This is a genomic window from Chryseobacterium vrystaatense (genome assembly GCF_000737765.1).
Lineage (GTDB): Bacteria > Bacteroidota > Bacteroidia > Flavobacteriales > Weeksellaceae > Chryseobacterium > Chryseobacterium vrystaatense.
Genome location: NZ_JPRI01000003.1, coordinates 309,377 through 329,943, shown reverse-complemented (window position 1 = coordinate 329,943; position 20,567 = coordinate 309,377). Strand labels below are relative to the sequence as shown.

Here is a 20,567-nt window from a genome sequence, read left to right as displayed (position 1 = left end):
AATATCAAAATATTATGAAAAAACTACTTTTTACTTTAGGCATCTTTTCTTCTTTAATTGCTAATTGTCAAAGCATTAATTTAGTAGAATTTGCGTCCGGACTAACCAGTCCCGTTGAAATTACGAACGCTAATGACACCCGGCTTTTCGTCGTCCAACAGGACGGAATCATCAAGATTATTCAACCCAATGGAACGATTAACAGCGCTGATTTTATCAATATCAGTTCTAAAGTTCTATACGGTGGAGAAAGGGGTCTCCTGGGTTTGGCCTTCCATCCCCAGTATACAACCAACGGATATTTCTTTGTGTATTATAATAATACAGCAGGAAATATCATCGTAGCCAGATATTCTGTGAGTTCTACCAATCCGGATGTAGCTGATCCTAATTCTGAAAAGATTCTCCTTAATATTCCCAAACCATTTGACAACCATAATGGAGGAAGCATTCACTTTGCTCCTGATGGAAATCTATGGGTAGTTACAGGGGATGGAGGAAGCAGCGGAGATCCTCAAAATAATTCTCAAAATAAAAATTCACTCTTGGGAAAAATGCTGAGAATCGATGTGAATGCTACAGGCCCTTATAACATTCCACCAGGAAATCCTTTTGCAGGCACATCAGTTGATGGACTTGATGAAATCTGGTCTTATGGACTTAGAAACGCATGGAAATTTTCATTTGATACAACTACAGGAAATGTTATGATCGCTGATGTGGGTCAGGGAGCGATTGAAGAGATCAACAGAATGCCTATTACACAGGCAGGAATAAATTACGGATGGCGTTGTTATGAAGGTAATAACGCTTACAATACGGCAGGATGCGGAACTATGGCTTCCATGACTTTCCCTGTCGCAGTTTATAATCATTCAGGAGGAAGATGTTCGATCACGGGCGGATACGTCTATAGAGGCGCTCAATACCCGTCTCTTCAGGGCAAATACATATTTGCTGATTACTGTTCTACACAAATCGGAGTTTTGAATGCAGATAATTCCATTGTTTGGGGACCTGCAAGTACAGGTAATAATTTTTCGACTTTCGGACAGAATTCCCAGAAAGAATTGTTTGTAGCCGCAGTGACGAGTGGGAAGATATTTAAAATTACGACAGGAACACTGGGAACAGAGGAAACAACAGCCTCAAATTCTATTTACATCCATCCCAATCCCGCTTCTGAAAAAGTTTTCATTGAGGGCCTTACGGACCTGAGAAGTACTGCAGATCTTATCAGTACCGAAGGTAAAATAGCACTCGATAAAGCAAAAATAGAAAATGACGGAAGCCTTGACATTACAGGAATACCGCCGGGAGTTTATTATCTGATTATAAAATCAGGTGAGATAAAATCTTACAGTCAGAAACTTATCATTAAATAAAAATCTAAGGCCTCAATATTTGTTTATTGGGGCTTTTTTTTAAATAAAGATAGCCTGTTAAGACACCCATAGGAACCAGCAGCATGCACCTCTGAATTTTAGACAGTCTTTCAATTTCATTTTCAAAAAGATTATTCTGAAAGATTGCAACAAGAATGACGGAAATAATAAAAAGTACAATTTCAAACCACGATAATCGAGCGTCAGAAATCTCGTCAGCTTTATATCTGCTGCTTATCACCCAGAACCCCAGAAAAAGAATCATAAAAGGAAATGCCCAAATTCTGAACTCATCCCATGCCACTGCATGAAGTAGTAATGGAAATAGTGAAACCGTAACCAAAAGGGAAATAACATACCTATTGATTTTTTTGAATTCCCTATATACCAAATACATCATAAACAGAATGGGAAGTCCAAACTTTAAAGTGTTTTTACTTAGAAAAAGCCTGTCTACGAAATAGACACTCTGCTGCCTAAGATATGTTCCAAAGCTTTCCGTATAGGCAGATGAGATCATAAGCGCCACTTTTTTGCTGATAAAGCCTGTACCTTCTAAATAATGAAAGATCAGCTGATCATTTTCTTTTCCCCAGATTTCCTGATAAACTGAGATTAAAACAGTTGCTGCTAATGGAAAGAATAGAAAAATTCCAACTTTTTTAAATAGATCCTTTGAAAAAACGATGCTTTTACCCGGCATTTCGTAGATCAACAATGCAAAAAGACAAACAGGAACCATAAGAAAAAAAGATATTTCATGTATGACCACCGAAAATACGGCAAGCAACGAAGCCAGAAATATTTTTTTATTTCTGATAAGATAGACCGCCAGTATGGTCAGCAGAAAAATCACATGATCCAGATAACCTATGAGGTGCGCTGAAAGCACAACATATTGCGAAAGAAAAAAGACCAGATAAAATAAAACCTTCCGGATGCTGTAATTCTCAAAAGTCGTCCTTAATGAGATTGTTAGAATAGCAGCATATAAAAGCAAAAGAATGACTGCTGAAAGTATCTGGATATTGAGTACATTTTTTTCAAAAAAGAATCCGAAAATTTCTCCTGCCAAACCTCTTTTGATAAATCCAAACCGGTAATCCATGAGCCAATGAGCCTCAGACCATTGATTGGGAAGCCTTACAGTCTTTACAAAACTGAAAGCCAAAGCATATACATATAAAAAGGTAACAAGAAACTTCCGGTTCATATTTTCTTATATCGTCATAGAGAAAATTCTTGTTTCCGGCTTATTTCTCATCATTCTAAGGTCAAAAACCATAGCAACGTTTCTGGTAAAAGCTCTTCCTTTTTCGGTAATTTTGATTTGATTATCGTAAATCTCCACCAGATCATCCTTCTCCATTTCCTTCAGCATTTCAAATGCATTGTCCAGTTCAGGGAAAGAGTTTTTATCAGTGAAAGTTGTTTCCAGCTGACACATCAGATTCAGAATATGTCTTCTTACCGTCAAATCCTCGTCATCCAGAATATGTCCTTTCACCACAGGAATCTCACCTTCTTCAACAATCTTCTGATATTCTTCTACCGTTTTTACGTTTTGGGCAAATGCATACCAGGAATCTGAAATTGCAGACATGCCCAAACCTACCATCAATTGAGTATTGCTCGATGTATATCCCATAAAATTCCGGTGAAGTTTTTTCTGAATCAGGGATTGGTAAAGGTCATCATGTTCCAGCGAAAAGTGGTCCATGCCGACTTCGATATATCCTAAGTCTTCCAAAAGCTTTTTCCCATCTTCATATAAACGGCGTTTTTCTTCACCGCTTGGCAGGTCATTTTCATCAAAGCCTCTCTGCCCTACTCCTTTCACCCATGGAACGTGTGCATAAGAATAAAACGCAAGCCTGTCCGGCTTCAGTTCCATTGTTTTCCTGATTGTATATTCCATAGCCTCCCAGCTTTGATGCGGAAGACCAAAAACAAGGTCATGACTAATTCCTCTGTACCCAATTTCCTTAGCCCATTCTGTTACGTTTTTCACGTTTTCAAAAGGCTGAATTCTATTGATAGCCTTCTGAACTTTAGGATCATAATCCTGCACTCCAAAACTCACCCTTCTGAAACCCAGATCATATAAAGTCTGAAGATGATCCTTGGTGGTATTATTCGGGTGTCCTTCAAAAGAAAACTCCTGATGTTCTGCAATATCAACGGTCTCAAAGATTCCTTCCAACAAAGTTTTCAAATTCTGAGGAGAAAAGAACGTAGGAGTTCCGCCACCAAGATGTAACTCTTTCAGTTTCGGTTTCTCTTCAAAAAGCTCAACATAAAGTTTCCACTCCTTTAAAACACTTTCCAGATAAGGAATTTCAACGCTATGCTGTTTTGTAATACGCTTGTGGCACGCACAAAATGTACACAATGCCTCGCAGAAAGGCAGGTGAATGTAAATAGAAATCCCCTCCTCTGCATTACTCTCATGAAAAGACCTGATCACAGTCTCTTTCCACTTTTCCGGTGAAAAGGTAGTTTCGTCCCAATAGGGAACAGTGGGATAAGACGTGTAACGAGGTCCGGGAATATTATACTTATCTATTAAAGAATTCATTTCAAAATTTAAAATATTATCGAATCATGAAATTTAACCTAAAAGAAATTTCATCCTGCAAAATTAACCATTACGAATGAATTTTAAACCATGAAATATATTAGGCTGTATTTTATAATGAGTCTAAATACGGCAGATGCTGGAATTTCTATTACAATGATAAATTCTATACCTAAGATTTGAAATTCTGATGCAGTTCTTTCAATAAATTACCATTCATCATTAAATCTGTTTTAAAATTTATTTTACTGTCCAGTGATAAATAAATTAAAATTTCAGTTTCATCACTGAAATTCTGTCTTTTCCTGCAAAAACTACAGTATTCATATCTACCCAACTGCAAACAAAGAATCCTTTTTCATCGGAAATTTTCGTCCAGGTTTTTCCGAAATCAGAAGAATAACTGATATGCCTGTCTCCTACTGAAATGATTTCTTTACCGTTGGATCCCGGCTTAATCTTCACACAGGTTGTATATCCTGCGTTCTTACCAGAAGCCTGTATCTGCCATGTTCTTCCAGCATCATTCGAGGTCGCAATATTGTTGATATTTTCTTCCTGCTTAGTATAATCTCCACCTACTGCAATTCCGAATTGATCACCATAAAAATCTATGGAATACATTCCCTGAGAAGATTCTCCCTGAATAAAAGGCGTGTTAAACATTTCTATTTCTTCAGTTTTAAAATTTAATCTTAATATTCGCGAAGATTTTCCTCCTGTGGCAATCCACAGATATTTTTTCGTTGAAGCAATGTTAGTATTGCTGGCTGCAAATGCGGCTTCACCACCGTTCAATGGTACATTATTTTTCAACATTCCCCATGTTCCCTTTCTGTAAACAGCCAATTTCAGCATATTGCTTTTATCTGCATCACTGAAAGTATAAGCCAGCTGATCGTTCACAAAATGTAATGCATCATAAAAAGCTGTTTTAACAGTATCTGTAAAAACAATTTCTGATCTCAGATCCTTCTTGTTGATTTTAAAAAAGTATGCGGGACTTTCTATATTAATCGCATAAAATGAATTCTTATCCTGAGCCAAAGTTCTGAACTGAAGTTTCTGAACCGAAAGAATTAACTGCTTTTGATTTTCCTTATTCTTAAGGTCTACAAAACCAAATTTTGAATCTGTTCCGCTGTACCAAACCTTATTACCGTAAATTTCAAGGGCTCTTATGCTTATCTTGTCATTGAATATCGTGGTAAAACTTTCTACTTGCTGAGAAAACACCCACACTCCCAGACATAAAAATAAAATGGAAAAAGTTTTTTTCATAGTTAACAAAAATAAAAAAATCCGCAGTAATCTGCGGATTTTAAGGGTATGTTTTTTTAATCTAAATCAGGTTTTTCTAATGGTTCCTGTTCTGCTTTGAAAGTTTCTCCATAGCCTCCGTTCTGAAGCTTAGAATGTTTTTTACTGTACAGGAAGTAAACGAAGAATCCAATGATCAGCCATGCAAAAGAATACATTTGTGCTTCCCTGCTCAGGTTAAAGATCAGATAAACGTTGATGGCAATACCTAAACATGCAATAAGAGGTAAAGCAGGAACTCTAAAGTTTCTCTGAAGTCCCGGTTCTTTTACTCTTAATACCCAAACTGCCACACATACCATTGTAAACGCAAATAAAGTTCCGAAACTGGTCATGTGAGCAAGATCGTTGATTGGTGTAAGAGATGCAACAATAGCAATGACTACTCCCAGGATAAGAAGGTTCTTAGTAGGCACCCCTGTTTTAGGATTTACTTTAGAAAAAGTGGCAGGAATTAATCCGTCTTTAGACATTCCCAGGAAAATTCTCGACTGTCCCATGATCATTACCATCAATACGGAGATCAATCCTACCGTAGCTGCAATCGTAATAATATATCCGGCCCATGCATATCCTGCAATATCAAATGCATATGCTACAGGAGCTTTGATCGCATCAGGATATTTTCCAAGCGGATTAAAGTCTGTATAATGCATCATTCCAGTTAATACCAAAGAAACAAGAATATATAAAAGTGTACAGATAATCAACGAAGCGATAATGGCAAACGGCACATCTTTTTTAGGGTTAATAGCTTCTCCAGCCTGTGTTGAGACGGCATCAAAACCTACATAAGCAAAGAAGATAGCAGATGCACCAGCCACTACTCCGGCTACGCCGTAAGCAGAATGCGACACCCCATTTTCCGTAATGGTTGTTGGCTCAGGAATAAAAGGAATCCAGTTTTTAAATGGATCTGCAGAGTTTAATATGATATACGCTCCTGCTATAATCACAAAAATAATAGCAGAAACCTTTAATACTACAATAAAATTATTCGCTTTGGCAGCTCCTTTTGTTCCTCTTACAAGGATAGAAATTACAAAGAAAACGATTAAAAATGCGGGTAAGTTCATTGAGAAACCGGAGTTTCCAGCTGCAATATAGGTCTGCGGATCTGTTGTAAGATAAGCAGGCAGATGCAGTCCGAACATTTTGAGGAGTTTTGTAAAATATCCTGACCAGGACACGGCGACGGTCATAGATCCCATAGCGTATTCCAGTATCAGCCCCCATCCTATTATCCAGGCAAAGATTTCTCCTACTGTTCCATAAGCGTAAGCATATGCTGATCCTTCAACCGGAAGAATGGAAGCAAACTCTGCATAACAAAGTGCAGCAAATACACAGGCGATCCCCGCAATTACGAATGAAAGTGCCAATGCAGGACCTGCATTATAATAAGCACCCGTTCCCGTAAGCACAAAAATTCCTCCTCCAATGATTGCTCCGATTCCGATAGCAGTAAGGCTCCATTTCCCCAGAACGCGCTTCAGCTGGCTTTTTTTGATATCAGCTTCATAGGCGCTCATTGGTTTCTTAACCCAAATTTTAGACATGTTTTTTTATTTAATTAAAGATTTACGAAAATATAAAAATTTTACAAACCTTAACGTTTATTGACAAACTTTCGTGATTTATTTTATATTAAAAGCTTTAAAAAACTGATTTACACATTATTTAATTTATTTTCAAAAGTGTTAATTTTTGCTTATTTTTGATCGCATGAATTTATATGATCTTTTTCTGAAGCCGTATGAAAGCTACAGTGCTGTACAAATTATCCTTGAAGCTGCCGGTACGTTTTTCGGAATTTTGAGCGTCTATTTTTCAATTAAAAAGAATATCTGGGTTTACCCCACCGGTATCATCTCAACGTTGATCTACGTGTATATTCTGTTTAATTTCGGTCTTCTTGGCGACTGTATGATCAATGTGTATTATACAGCGATGAGTATTTATGGATGGATTCTATGGTCCAAAAATTCAGAAGACCATATTCATGTAGAGGTAAGCTGGGCTACAAAAAAAGAAAGAATGTTTGCCGGGGTTCTTTTTTTCTTAAGTTTAGCTCTGGTCACCATTATTTATTATTTCAAACCTTATATTGATAATCAGTTTTCTATGGATGGGGCAAGCTTAGGATTGTATCATCTTGATTGGGCGAATTGGCTGGATGTGATCACCACTTCAATATTTTTAGTAGGAATGTGGTTTATGGCTAAACAGCGCATTGATAACTGGATTTTCTGGATTATTGGAGATTTCATATGCATCCCCATGATGATTTTTAAGGAGCTTGGAATCACTTCGGTTCAATATTTGGTATTTACTATAATGGCGATCTTAGGATACGTCAATTGGCAAAAAAGTTTAAAAAAGAAAAATATACAATAAAGTCATGAAAAATTTATTTAAAATAGCATTTAGCATCATTGCTATGAGTAGTTTGACCTCATGTTTAGCCTATGCTGACGGATATTCAAACAATGGCTATGGAGATCCTTATTATAACAACGGATCATATTATGCTCCTTCCGGTTATTACGGAAACGGTGGTTATTACGGAAATGACGGTTACTATTACAGAAATGATGTCAATTATTACTATGATAATGGAGCTCCTTATTATTATTACAATTCAGGAAACAGCCGAAGAAAAGTATATGTAGAAAGAAAAACGACTGTAACATCGCAAAGACCTAGTAACGGATTCCAGAATACCAGAAGCAATAATAACGGAGGCAGATACAATAGTAACAATAGCGGGTTAAATAACAACAGAGGAACAAGTACGAATAATGGATTCAGAAATAACAACAGCAGTTCCAATAATAACAACCAGCGCCAGCCACAGAGCAACCAAAATACGGGAGGCTTCAGGAATTCAGGCAGCACATATCAGAACAATCAGAGCAATCAGAGCAACGGTGGTTTTAGAAATACGCAGCCAGCCCCTCAAAATCAAAACAGTACCAGAACTGAAACATCCAGCGGCGGATTCAGAGGAAGTACAAGCTCACAAAACAACACTCAGCAAAACAGCGGTTCTACAAGACAGCAGTCCAGCGGAGGAGGATTTAGATAAAACGATTATAAATAAGAAAACGAACAGCTAACACTGTTCGTTTTTCATTTTAAATATGTTAATTTTGCTCGTTAATTTTAGACTAAAAAAATATGGAATTTTATAAATATCAAGGGACTGGAAATGATTTTGTGATGATAGACAATCGTGATCTCCAGTTCTCAAAGGAGAAGGATCTTATTGAAAAACTTTGCGACAGACGTTTCGGAATTGGTGCCGATGGACTTATCCTTCTGGAAAATGATGATGCTTATGATTTCAAAATGGTTTATTATAATTCTGACGGTGGAGAAAGTACCATGTGCGGAAATGGCGGCAGATGCCTGGTAGCATTTGCATTCTTTCTGGATATTTTTGAGGACAAATGTAAATTCATTGCCACAGACGGTGAACATGAAGCTGAGATTCATAATGGAGTTATCAAATTAAAGATGATTGATGTAGAAACTATTTCAGGCGACGGAGAAGATTCCGTAATGAATACCGGATCGCCGCATTATGTAAAATACGTGGAAGATCTGGTCAATTATAATGTTTTTGCAGAAGGACATGGGATCAGAAATTCAGAAAATTACAAAGAAAATGGGATCAATATCAATTTTGTTGAAAAAATTACAGATGATGAAATTTTTGTAAGAACCTATGAACGAGGCGTTGAGGACGAAACTTTTAGTTGTGGAACAGGAGTTACAGCTTCTGCTTTAACTTTTCTGCAAAAACATAATCTAATCTCTGTAAAAGTTAAAACCCTGGGAGGTAATCTTAAGGTTCATGCTGAGAAAAATGGAAATTCTTTTCAAAACATTTGGCTGGAAGGTCCTGCAAAGCAAGTTTTTAGAGGCAAAATAGATCTTATTTAAAAACAAACTTTTAATCAATTTTTTAAGAATGAAAAAAACTGTTCTCGTCATCGCTCTTGTAATTTTTGGAGCGGCAGGATTTTTTGGTTTGAGATTTTATAACAAATATTATGGCAATAATGTGGAAAAGGATGGCTATGTCCTGATTCCTCACAAGGCGGATTTCAAGCAAATCCTTGACTCCGTAGGTCCATATGTAAAAGATAAGGAAGCTTTTGAAGCTGTGGCCAGAGATAAAGACCTGCAACAATATTTTAAACCCGGCCGTTACCATTTTCAATCGGGAGCTGGAAACACCAACCTTGTGAATATGATCAAGGCCGGAAACCAGTCGGAGAACAGCTTCAGAATAGGAGATTTCGGAGATATGTATCAGATGATAAGCAAAGTGACAAAAAAAACAGAGCTTGATTCTTTACATTTTGTCAATGACCTTAATCAGGTAGCAGTAGAAAAGGGATATAAAAATGCAGAAGATTTAAAAAAATACTTTTTTATTGATACCTATAATTTTTTCTGGACCGTAAGCCCAAGAGAGTTTTTCAAAAAATTTGACGAACAGTACACTGCTTTCTGGACCAGCGAAAGAAAGAATCAGGAACAGCAGTCCGGTCTTACCAGGGATCAGATCTACGCATTGGCATCTATCGTTTATAAGGAATCGGGAGGTAAAAAAGATGAAATGAAGACCATTGCAGGATTATACCTGAACCGTTTCAGAAAAGGAATGAAGCTCCAATCTGATCCAACAGTAATTTATGCGATCAACAAGCAAACTAATTTTAAGGAACCTATAAAAAGGGTTCTATATAAACATCTGTCCACACCTTCACCTTATAACACCTACGCCAATGCAGGAATCCCTCCTGGACCGATCTGTGTAGTTGATAAGAACTCAGTGGATGCTGTTTTAAATGCAGAAAGCAATAACTATATATTTATGTGTGCTGACCCGGCAAGATTTGGTTTTCACAAGTTTACCGCCAGCGCAGAAGAGCATGCAATCAATGCAAAAGCCTATCAGGACTGGCTGAATTCAAAAAATATAAAATAAAAAACTAATTTAACTTTTTTTTAACAATACTACAATTAACTTTTAACACTTAAGCACGACTTATACATCTATAAATAATACATAAATCGCAATATTTTGAAAATCAACCCAATTAATGATTTCACAATATTTCGGGTTATAATCTTACGATTTTACACAAAAAATACCTTATGAATCAGACGGAAATTGTCAACATTTTCACAAAAAAAACGCTGGCGCTTACTTTTGTACTTTCTGCAGCTGCTATGGCATTTGCTCAGGAGAAAGCAGGCATTACGGGAATGATTGTCAACAAACAAAACCAACCGGTTCCCTATGCTTCTGTGACGTTTAGCAATAAAGCGAACAAGTCATTAAGCGATGCTGTGCTCACCGACGAAAAAGGACAGTATAAACTGGAATTAGCTCCCGGAAATTACGACATTACAGTAGAAGCTATTGACTACAAGAAGAGCATCGTTAACAAAAATATTGCCGGAGCAGGAAATATCGGAGCTTTATCTATACAACCCGAAGCAACAACCAGTATAGACGGTAAAACACAGGAAATACAGGGTGTCGTTATCACAGCGGCAGCCACGAAACCTTATAAAGTAGAACTTGATAAAAGAACTTACGACCCTTCTCAGGATATTGTAAGTAAAGGGGGAAATCTTCAGGATGTCCTTTCTAATGTCCCTTCTGTTTCTGTGGATACGGACGGCACCGTTTCGATGAGAGGTAGCTCCAATGTAAGATTCCTGATTAACGGAAAACCGTCTGCTTTACTGGGAATAGATGATGGTGCCAATGCTCTTCAAAGTATTCCTGCAGATCAGATCGATAGAATTGAAGTGATCACCAATCCTTCTTCTAAATTTGAAGCAAGCGGAACAGCAGGTATTCTAAATATTATTTTAAAGAAAAGTAAGAAGACGGGGTTCAATGGAAGTGTGATCGGAACTTTAGGATATCTTCCTCAAACCAATCTGAATGCTAACCTAAACTGGAGAAAAGGAAACTTTACATGGTTTCTAAATGGCGGTGGAGGCTACAGAGAGTCTAAAAATACAACCAGGACAGATGATTTTTTCACGAATGCAGCGAAAAGCAGTGATTTAGTTACCAGAAATCAGGATTCTGAAACGAAGAGTAAAAACAATAACTATAATGCTTCTGCAGGTATAGTTTATGATATTTCTGAAAAGACATCGGTAAATGCTTCAGGAACTGTAAGAACTTTTGACAGTGAGAATATTGGAAACATTGATTATAAATATTCTTATTTCACAGATCCGAATAGTGTTTCTAACAGATCAACTTTTGGAACCAATAATAATTTAGCCTTCCAGGGAGATTTTGGTTTAGATCATAAATTTGATGACAAAGGTCAGAATCTATCGTTATCATTAAGCTTACAAAGGAGCAGATCATACAATGATACAAACATTAATGAAACTCAAAATGGCGCATTTTTACTAAACAATATTGTTAACCAAAACACAATTAACAAATCGGTTATAGGTAAAGCTGATTATGAATTGCCGATTGGTGACAATTCAAAGTTAGAGGCAGGTTACAGAATAGACATCAATACGAATGATTATAGTAATGAAGTTTTTCAGAGTACCGTTCAGGCTCCAACCTTAAGCTTCCTTAAGCCATATACTTATGATGCCACCTATAAGGAGACTTTCAATGCTTTTTATTTACAGTTCAAAAGCAAAATAGGTAAATTAGGATATCAGTTAGGCGTAAGGGATGAATTATCCAGAGTAGATATTAATTACCAAAACCTTGATCCTACGAAGCCGCTCCTTGCTACAACCAAAAACTATAATAATTTATTTCCAAGCGTTTATTTAAGTTATGAATTTGCAAAGGATAATCAGTTGTTGGTGAACTATACAAGAAGAATTGACCGCCCAAGATCATTCTTTATGATTCCTAACCCGAACTATAATGATAATCAAAATATTTTTGATGGAAATATTAATCTTAATCCATCGTACGTAGACTCCTTCGAATTTGGGTATAGCATTTCAAAAAAGAAATTTACAATCAACCCGACCTTGTACTACAGACATCAGACTGATGACACAAAAATGCTGGTATTCAATCTGAAAGAAACATATCTTGATGCTAATCTGGTTGAACGCGAGCGTATTGTATCTCATACAAAACCAATTAATCTCGGTACCGATGACCGTTTCGGTTTAGATTTAAATTTCAACTGGGATGCAACAAGTTGGTTGAAATTCTTAGGAAATGTAGATCTTTTTGGTTACAATACAAAAGGAAGCACTCTATATGACACCTTTGATAAAGATGGTAAACCCATTCAGGCTGTTGCTGATTTTAATGGTAAAGGTTTTTCAACAAGAGCAAGACTTTCTTCAACAATTAAAGTTGATAAAACATTCAGTTTCCAGGTACAGGGATTCTACAGAGGGGCCCAGAACACGGCTTATCAGGATAGAAAAGATATGTATGCGATCAACTTCGGTGCCTCCAAAACAATTTGGAAAGGCGATGGAACTTTAGCATTTAATGTTCAGGATATTTTCAATACCAGATCCATGAGATCTACGACATATACAGCGAACAGTGTAAGAGATTCTTATATGCAATGGCAACCGAGACAGTTTTCAGTTTCTCTGACCTATAGATTCAAACAAGGTGAGAAGGTAGAACAGCCTAAAAGGAAAAAAGATATTAACTCTAATGCAACTGGCGACGACCAACAAGTTCCAATGTAATATGAATACACAAAAAATCCCGAAAAATATTTTTCGGGATTTTTTTTATTTTACAGTCTCTGTCTGTTCAAATTTTTCTTTTTCTGCTTCATATATCCTTCTTCTCAGGTCGCTCGTGGAAAACCTGTGATCTCTTTTGTTGTAAAAGATCTCAATTCCTTTTTCTTCGCAATACCTCTTTCCTGTAAAATCTCTGTCCATATAATCATCACCTATGATTCTTACGTCGATCACAAAGGACTTTAAAATATCCTGCAGATCTTCTTCTGTATAATAAGGGATAATCTCATCAACGGCATTCACAGCCTTTAACTGGATATATCTTTCTACAATAGTCTGGCTCGGTCTATTTTTATTCGGACGGTCATGAGACGGATCGATCTGAAGCCCTACAATTAAATAATCGCACACTGTTTTAGCTTCTTCAAGCATTTTGATGTGTCCCGCATGAAGCAGGTCAAATGAGGAAAATGTAATACCTATTTTCTGTGTTTTCATACTATTTCAATTAATATTTCGTGACAGTCAGCATTTCTTTACTTTAATAAAAAAGTGAAGACTGAAGAAAATGATTTTGTAATTTGTTTTTTAAGTTCTCTTATTTTAAACGGTCTGAGAATCCAGATAAAGCTGCCATTTCCAGACTGTTTTCAATGATTCTTCCAATGATGTTTCTGATTTCCAGTGAAGTTCTTTTTCGGCCTTATCTACATTCGCGTAAGCCACAGTAATATCCCCTTCTCTTCTTGCACAGATCTGGTAAGGAACCTTGACATCATTAGCGATTTCAAAAGCTTTCACCACTTCAAGTACCGATACTCCTTTTCCTGTTCCCAGATTAAAGATATCAATTATTGTTTCATCACCAATTTGCATCAGCTTTTTCAAGGCACTTACGTGAGCTTTGGCAAGATCAACTACGTAGATATAATCACGTACTGGTGTTCCATCTTCGGTATCATAGTCATCACCCCAAATGTTAAGTCTCTCACGGATTCCTGCTGCGGTCTGCATCACGTAAGGAACCAAATTATTAGGAATGCCCATTGGAAGTTCACCTAATTTCCCAGATGGATGAGCACCAATCGGGTTAAAATATCTAAGCAAAGAAATTTTTCTACCATAAGCTTTTGCAAAGTCAGTTATAATTTCCTCTCCCATCTGTTTGGTCTTACCATACACACTTTCCGGAATTTTCAGTGGTGCGTTTTCATCAATCGGCATTTTTTCAGCCTGTCCATACACCGTACAGGAAGAACTGAATATAAAATTAGAAATACCTCTTTCCTTGAATTCCTGAAGGATATTGATCAGCGTGAATAAATTGTTTTCATAATAATCCACTGGTTTTAGCTGGCTCTCTCCCACTGCCTTGGAAGCTGCAAAATTAATACATCCTTCAATCTTATGGGCATCAAAAACCTGAGTAAGGAGTTCTCTGCGTCTTAAATCAAAAGGGTAAAAAAATGGTTTTTTACCTGTAATTTCTTCAATATTCTTTAAAATAAACCTCTCCGAGTTTGATAAATCGTCTACAATAACCACTTCAAAACCGTCATTAAGAAGTTCTACCACTGTGTGTGAACCGATGTATCCAAGTCCGCCTGTAACAAGTACTGCCATTTTTTTGTAATAAATTATTTAATCTTCGTGTTTTCCTATGTTGTCTATTTCCTCAACCTTTGTATGCTTATCCACTTTAAAAACATTTACAATAATTAAAATTAGTATTAATAAAATTAAAAATTTAAAATGAAGATATAGTAAAGTAACTCCTATAAACAAAAACAAACTAAGGTTTAGAAATAAAATAGCTTTAGCATATTTTTCAATTAAATTAATAAATGCAAATAAATTAATAATAACGGAAGTTATAATGATTGCAAAGCTTATTAAATTAAAATTTTCGAATAATCCAAAAATTCTATATGATGATATTAAAAAGAATACAAGGCTAGTCATTATAGCTAAATAATAAACCAGCCTATACTTAAATATCTTATTTTTCATTCTATTTCATAAACTCAATCACCGCATCTGTAATATACTTCAGCTGCTCTTCGTCTAATTCCGTATGCATCGGCAGGGAAATCACCTGATCAAGAAGTTTATCTGTATTTACAAAATCAGCATCATTGCTTTCCTGATAATATGCTTTCTGCTTTCTTAATGCCACAGGATAATAAATCATTGCAGGAATTTCTTTTTCTGTAAGGAATTTTTGAAGTTCATTACGTTTTCCGTTCAAAACTCTCAATGTATACTGGTGGAATACGTGGGTAGAATTCTCAGCTCTTTCCGGCGTAAGGATATCTTTAAGATCTGCAAATGCTTCGTCATAATAATCTGCTGCTTTTCTTCTCGCTTCATTGTAAGAATCCAGGTGAGGAAGTTTTTTTCTTAACACGGCAGCCTGAATACTGTCAAGTCTTGAATTTACTCCTACCTCATCATGATAGTATCTTTCGTACATTCCGTGGTTTACGATTCCTCTTAAACGGTGTGCCAGTTCATCATTGTTGGTCGTAATTGCACCCCCGTCACCATAGCAACCTAAGTTTTTAGAAGGAAAAAATGAAGTAGTTCCTACCGTTGCCATTGTTCCTGCATATTTCTGAGTTCCATCCGAAAATGTATACTCTGCTCCTATCGCCTGAGCATTATCTTCAATTACAAAAAGATTGTGTTCTTCTGCAATTTTAAGAATCTCTTCCATATTGGCACACTGTCCGAAAATATGAACCGGAATAATTGCTTTTGTTTTTGGTGTGATTGCTTTTCTGATCTCTTCTGTAGAGATTGTGAATGTATCGTAATCTACATCTACCAATACTGATTTCAGTTTAAGCAGATGAATCACTTCTACTGTAGCAGCAAAAGTAAAATCAGCAGTGATCACTTCGTCTCCCTCTTTCAGGTCCAAAGCCATCAGCGCGATCTGTAAAGCATCCGTTCCGTTAGCACACGGGATCACATGCTTTACATCTAAATAAGATTCCAATTCATTCTGGAAAGACTTTACCTCAGGGCCGTTAATAAAAGCCGCAGAATCCATTACATTTAAAACTGCATTATCTACATCATTCTTTATTTTGTAATACTGACTTTGCAAGTCAACCATCTGAATTTTTTTCATAAATAAATATTTGTGTAAAAATAAGGAATTTAAAATCCTTTCAAAAATTTTATTCATTTTGTTTTATCTTTATAAAAAATAACTTCATGAAAAAACTTTTACTCTTTTGTTTTCTAGCGGGTTACTTTACCGTAAATGCACAGACAGAGCTTGTTTTTGTCTATTTTACAGACAAACCGAACAAAGCAGCTTTTTACGCTAATCCACTTTCGGAATTAACTCAAAAATCCCTCAACAGACGTACTTCACTAGGCATTCCTCTGAACGATCAGGATGCTCCTATTGAACAATCATACATTCAGAATCTTCAGAATCTTGGTTTTACCGTTACAGATTATTCAAAATGGCTCAATGGAGCAGCTGTAAATGCCACTCCAGTACAAATAACTACTCTTCAGTCGCAACCCTACGTATTATCGGTAGGGCGTTTTGCTAAGAATAATCCATCTGTTCCTAAAGCAGCGGCTTCAAACAAATGGAACACCTCATCTGATACTCAAAAGACCCTAACTGTTTTTGACTACGGTTCAGGTTCAGCACAGATCGACCAGATCAATATAAGACCATTGCATCTTGCCGGATATACAGGCACCGGAATATCCATTGCGGTCATTGATGCCGGTTTTCCTTACGTAGATACCGGAACAGCTTTTGAAAGGCTCAGAACCAACAACCAGATCAAAGGTGTCTATGATTTTGTCACCAAAACCAATAATGTTTACAGTACTTCTATCAGCAATCACGGATCTGCGGTATTAGGGGCCATCGGAGGCTATATCAAAGATATTTTTGTAGGGTCTGCTCCGGATGCTGATTTTTATCTCTACCGAAGCGAAAATTCTGTAGGAGAAGTTCCTGAAGAAGAACTGTACTGGATAGAAGCCGCAGAAGAAGCAGACAGAAAAGGAGTCGATATAATTACTGCATCTCTCGGATATAACGTTTTTGATGACCCAAGATATAGTTATACCTATGCAGATATGAACGGAAATACTTCTTTCATTACAAAAGCTGCCGGAATAGCAGCTGACAAAGGAATTTTTGTGCTCGCCGCCGCCGGAAATGCAGGATTGCAGACCTGGCATTATATTATGACCCCGGCAGATAATCCCAAGGTATTCAGCATAGGTTCTGTAGATTCGGCAGGGAATTCTTCAGGATTTTCTTCGTACGGCCCCAATTCCCTTGGGGTGGTAAAACCTGATGGAAGTTCGAGAGGAACCGCTTCTGCAACAGTTACAAACAGCACTTTAACATCTGTAAACGGGACATCTATTGCAACACCTATCGCTGCCGGTGGTGTCGCCTGTTTCATGCAGGCCTTTCCATCAATGAACAGAGAACTGATGAGAACGAAACTGAGACAAACCGCTTCACTGTATCCGGGTCATACGGACCAGATGGGATATGGCATTCTGAATTTCGGAAACGTTTATAATCAGGTACTGAATACCTCTGAAATGGTAAAAAAACAAAAATTTGCAATCTTCCCGAATCCTGTCAAAAGTATTCTGAATGTAGCCTCTGAAATTGAAATTATCTCATTGGAAGTATATGATAACTTAGGAAAACTAATCAGAAACAGCTACGGTCAGAAATCCATACAAGTGGAAGATTTCCCTAAAGGAACTTACTATCTGAAAATTCAGGCGAAAAACCAAACTTTTTATGAGAAGTTCCTGAAGGAATAATAAGGACTTTTTCAGTAAGTCTGTCAAATCTATTCGATAGAAACAGGTTTTTGTCCAATCTAAATCCAACAAAAGAAAACGCCTCTCAATGGAGAGGCGTAGTATTTATTATTAAGCTGAGTTTCTGCTTGCATTAATATTTCCGAATAATGATCTGGTGACCAGCTTTTCGTAAGCATCCTTATTTCCCTCTCCTTTCTGAATTTTCATCAACGCATACTGCTGGATACTCAACAGCGGAAGTACAATCTTCTCACGGATTTTCACCGATTTCCTGGAAAGAGGATCTTCTTCCTGCAGCATTTTGAAACCCGTAAGTTCCAACATAATATCTCTTGACAGCGTATATTCGTCAAAAAGTACATTCCAGAATTCTCCGAATTTTGGATTCTTTTTAATGTAATATGTTAGTGGAAAATAAGATTTGTTCATGCTCATCATCGAATTCAGCACCAATGTTTTAAAGAAATCGGAACCTTTATACAGTTCTCTTACCTCTTCCAGTCTTCCCTGTTCTTTCATCTGCTGCATTGCAAATCCGAATCCGAAGAATCCCGGAACATTCTGCTTTAGCTGTGACCATGATCCTACAAAAGGGATCGCTCTAAGATCTTCAAATTTCAGTTCGCTGCCATTTCCTCTTTTGGACGGTCGACTTCCGATATTGGTTTTACCATAATATTCCAGCGTGCTCATTTCCTGAAGATAAGGCACAAACATAGGGTGAGCTTTCAGATCTGAATATTTTTTATAACTGATATCTGCCAGTTCGGTGATCAGTTTTCTTTCTTTGTCGGTCAGGTCTTTTTTTGAATTTTTAAAGACATCATTTTCAACTCCGGCAGTCAGAAGCTGTTCAAAATTGTATTTGGCCTGTTCTTTATTTCCAAAAATACTGGTGATCGTTTGTCCCTGAATGGTCAACTCAATTTTATTATTGGCAATTGTATTTCCCTGTGAAGCATAGAAATCGTGAGTTTTCCCTCCTCCTCTTGCGGGTGGACCGCCTCTGCCATCAAAAAATACCACTTTGATTCCATTCTGAACGGAAAGTTTAGTCAGGAGTTCTTTCGCTTTATAAATCTCCCAGTTGGCTTTCAAATATCCACCATCTTTCGTGCCGTCTGAAAAGCCGAGCATAATGGTCTGTTGGTTTCCTCTTCTTTCAAGATGCTTTTTATATACCGGATTCTGATAAAGCTCGTTCATTACATTTTCAGAATTGGCAAGTCCCTCCATCGTTTCAAAAAGCGGAACGATATCCATGTTGATTTCCTGATCCTGATAGCCACAGATCTTGAAAAAAGCGTATACATTCATCACATCTTTTACAGCATCGGAATTTGAGATAATGTATCGGTTCATTCCTCTCTGCCCATTCAAATGCTGAATTTCGGAAACCTGTGAAACGGTCAATAAAGTATCTTTAACAATATCTTCAAACTGGTTTGCATCTACCTTATCACCAAACTGAATCAGTTTATTGAATTTTTCTTCTTCAGAAGCTTCAGTATTTCCATTTATTTTTGCAAAAACCTCATCAATAACTTTCTGATGGACTCTGCTATCCTGGCGTATATCCAGCGTGGCAAAGTGAGTTCCGAAAATTTTCACCCGGTCTCTGAAGTTAGCCAGAAGATCTAAAAACAGAGAGTTGTGCTCACTTATCAGTATTTTTTCGGCTTCATCGGTTTTTTTAAGAATATCTTCTGCAGTGATCACATTTCCGTTAAAGATAGCTCCGTAAAGTTCATCACTCAATTGGGTCAGTACTTCGGAAACACCTCTGAAACTTAGTCTTCTTCTGATAAATTTTAAATGGCTGTAATAGGATTTCAGAATTGCAGAACGCAGCTCTTCAGCTACTCTTTTCGTTACATCAGCCGTCACAAAAGGATTTCCGTCTCTATCTCCGCCCGGCCAGAAACCAAGCTGAATAATATCTTCATGCAGGTGGAAATGCCCGTTTCCAAAAGTCTTTCTGATCTTCGTAAACAGTTCTCCTATCGTGTCGTAGTATACATATCTCAGATAGGAGATAATGCTCAATGCTTCATCAATTGGAGTTGGTTTTTCTTTATTCACGAAAGGAGTTTTACCCAGCTGCTGCAGAAGCATATCGATCTGCGTAACTGAATCACTGGTAATAGCACCTCTTAAGTCCTGAATAATTCTCTGTACCGAACTTGGATAAAACTGAGTGGGGTGAGCTGTAAACACAACTTTCACTGTAAAATCTTCAAGCTTTTCTCTTACTTTTTCAAGCTTATGATCCTGATATGAACGTTCAAAAAGATTGGTCACCGTTCCGCTGTCACTTTCAGAGTGAAGATTCGGAAATGCGGCATCTTCAATACTGTCGAATAAGACCACCTGTCTTTCGATGTATTGTATGATTTTAAAAAGCAGTTCCAGTTTCTGCTCTTCTGTTTGAAGATCGGTATGGTTTTTAAAAAATTCTTCGACAATTTCCTCAGGAGTTTTCCCTGCTTCATATCCGTTTCGGCTTTCCTCATAGAGAAATGGAAGAAGCATTCCGATATTGGTCATTTTATCATAAGGCAGGCTCATAAATAATGAATTGTAGATCTGGAATTTATTCTCCACGATCTGCCTGAATTTTTCTGCTCGTTGGTCGTGTATCATATAACAAATGTAATGGATTTTGGTATTAAATTAATTGACAAATGACAAAAAAACGGAGCAACCCTGAATAA

At 37.0% G+C, this 20,567-nt stretch carries 16 protein-coding genes; 7 read left to right on the top strand and 9 right to left on the bottom strand.

Annotation, left to right across the window (positions count from 1 at the left end):
* Positions 1-14: 14 nt before the first annotated feature.
* A complete protein-coding gene (locus tag IW16_RS10755) occupies positions 15-1,385 on the top strand; it encodes a PQQ-dependent sugar dehydrogenase (RefSeq protein WP_034743618.1) in 1,371 nt (456 codons plus the stop codon).
* Positions 1,386-1,389: 4 nt separating this feature from the next.
* Here IW16_RS10755 and IW16_RS10750 read toward each other — a convergent pair whose 3' ends face one another.
* The 4 genes from IW16_RS10750 to IW16_RS10735 form a co-directional block, all read right to left on the bottom strand.
* Positions 1,390-2,598 carry a hypothetical protein gene (locus tag IW16_RS10750; protein ID WP_034743614.1) on the bottom strand — a complete coding sequence of 403 codons (1,209 nt, stop codon included), beginning with the start codon at positions 2,596-2,598 and terminating at the stop codon, positions 1,390-1,392.
* 6 nt (positions 2,599-2,604) lie between these two features.
* Positions 2,605-3,963 (bottom strand): oxygen-independent coproporphyrinogen III oxidase, encoded by a 1,359-nt coding sequence (gene hemN / locus IW16_RS10745; protein ID WP_034743611.1) that lies wholly within the window; start codon positions 3,961-3,963, stop codon positions 2,605-2,607.
* A 267-nt stretch (positions 3,964-4,230) separates the two neighbouring features.
* Positions 4,231-5,244, bottom strand: coding sequence for a beta propeller repeat protein (locus IW16_RS10740; protein ID WP_034743609.1), 1,014 nt, complete (start codon positions 5,242-5,244; stop codon positions 4,231-4,233).
* Positions 5,245-5,300: 56 nt separating this feature from the next.
* Entirely contained in the window at positions 5,301-6,842 is a 1,542-nt protein-coding gene (locus tag IW16_RS10735; RefSeq protein WP_034743607.1) for an APC family permease, read from the bottom strand.
* Positions 6,843-7,008: 166 nt separating this feature from the next.
* Between IW16_RS10735 and pnuC the strand changes: the two genes are divergently transcribed.
* The 5 genes from pnuC to IW16_RS10710 all read left to right on the top strand — a co-directional run bounded on the left by pnuC (position 7,009) and on the right by IW16_RS10710 (position 13,023).
* Complete coding sequence (gene pnuC, locus IW16_RS10730; RefSeq protein ID WP_034743605.1) at positions 7,009-7,680, top strand: nicotinamide riboside transporter PnuC; 672 nt, start codon at positions 7,009-7,011, stop codon at positions 7,678-7,680.
* A 4-nt stretch (positions 7,681-7,684) separates the two neighbouring features.
* Positions 7,685-8,371: a hypothetical protein gene (locus tag IW16_RS10725; RefSeq protein WP_034743603.1), complete on the top strand. Its 687-nt coding sequence runs from the start codon at positions 7,685-7,687 to the stop codon at positions 8,369-8,371.
* Between the two features lie 92 nt (positions 8,372-8,463).
* Positions 8,464-9,231: a diaminopimelate epimerase gene (gene dapF / locus IW16_RS10720; protein ID WP_034743600.1), complete on the top strand. Its 768-nt coding sequence runs from the start codon at positions 8,464-8,466 to the stop codon at positions 9,229-9,231.
* A 28-nt stretch (positions 9,232-9,259) separates the two neighbouring features.
* On the top strand, positions 9,260-10,285 hold the full coding sequence (gene mltG / locus IW16_RS10715; RefSeq protein ID WP_034743597.1) for an endolytic transglycosylase MltG: 1,026 nt from the start codon (positions 9,260-9,262) through the stop codon (positions 10,283-10,285).
* Positions 10,286-10,455: 170 nt separating this feature from the next.
* Complete coding sequence (locus tag IW16_RS10710; protein WP_034743592.1) at positions 10,456-13,023, top strand: TonB-dependent receptor domain-containing protein; 2,568 nt, start codon at positions 10,456-10,458, stop codon at positions 13,021-13,023.
* Positions 13,024-13,068: 45 nt separating this feature from the next.
* Here the strand turns inward: IW16_RS10710 and IW16_RS10705 are convergent, their stop codons facing one another.
* The 4 genes from IW16_RS10705 to IW16_RS10690 all read right to left on the bottom strand — a co-directional run bounded on the left by IW16_RS10705 (position 13,069) and on the right by IW16_RS10690 (position 16,159).
* Complete coding sequence (locus IW16_RS10705; protein WP_034743588.1) at positions 13,069-13,521, bottom strand: adenylyltransferase/cytidyltransferase family protein; 453 nt, start codon at positions 13,519-13,521, stop codon at positions 13,069-13,071.
* 105 nt (positions 13,522-13,626) lie between these two features.
* A complete protein-coding gene (gene galE, locus IW16_RS10700; RefSeq protein ID WP_034743586.1) occupies positions 13,627-14,646 on the bottom strand; it encodes a UDP-glucose 4-epimerase GalE in 1,020 nt (339 codons plus the stop codon).
* Between the two features lie 18 nt (positions 14,647-14,664).
* A complete protein-coding gene (locus IW16_RS10695) occupies positions 14,665-15,033 on the bottom strand; it encodes a hypothetical protein (protein WP_034743583.1) in 369 nt (122 codons plus the stop codon).
* A gap of 1 nt (position 15,034) precedes the next feature.
* A complete protein-coding gene (locus IW16_RS10690) occupies positions 15,035-16,159 on the bottom strand; it encodes a DegT/DnrJ/EryC1/StrS family aminotransferase (RefSeq protein ID WP_034744239.1) in 1,125 nt (374 codons plus the stop codon).
* A gap of 86 nt (positions 16,160-16,245) precedes the next feature.
* Here IW16_RS10690 and IW16_RS10685 point away from each other — a divergent pair, with 86 nt between their 5' ends.
* Positions 16,246-17,850, top strand: a complete 1,605-nt coding sequence (locus IW16_RS10685) for a S8/S53 family peptidase (RefSeq protein WP_034743579.1) — start codon at positions 16,246-16,248, stop codon at positions 17,848-17,850.
* A gap of 111 nt (positions 17,851-17,961) precedes the next feature.
* On the opposite strand, the gene IW16_RS10680 is transcribed toward IW16_RS10685, so the two are convergent.
* Complete coding sequence (locus IW16_RS10680) at positions 17,962-20,496, bottom strand: phosphoenolpyruvate carboxylase (RefSeq protein WP_034743574.1); 2,535 nt, start codon at positions 20,494-20,496, stop codon at positions 17,962-17,964.
* Positions 20,497-20,567 lie beyond the last annotated feature (71 nt).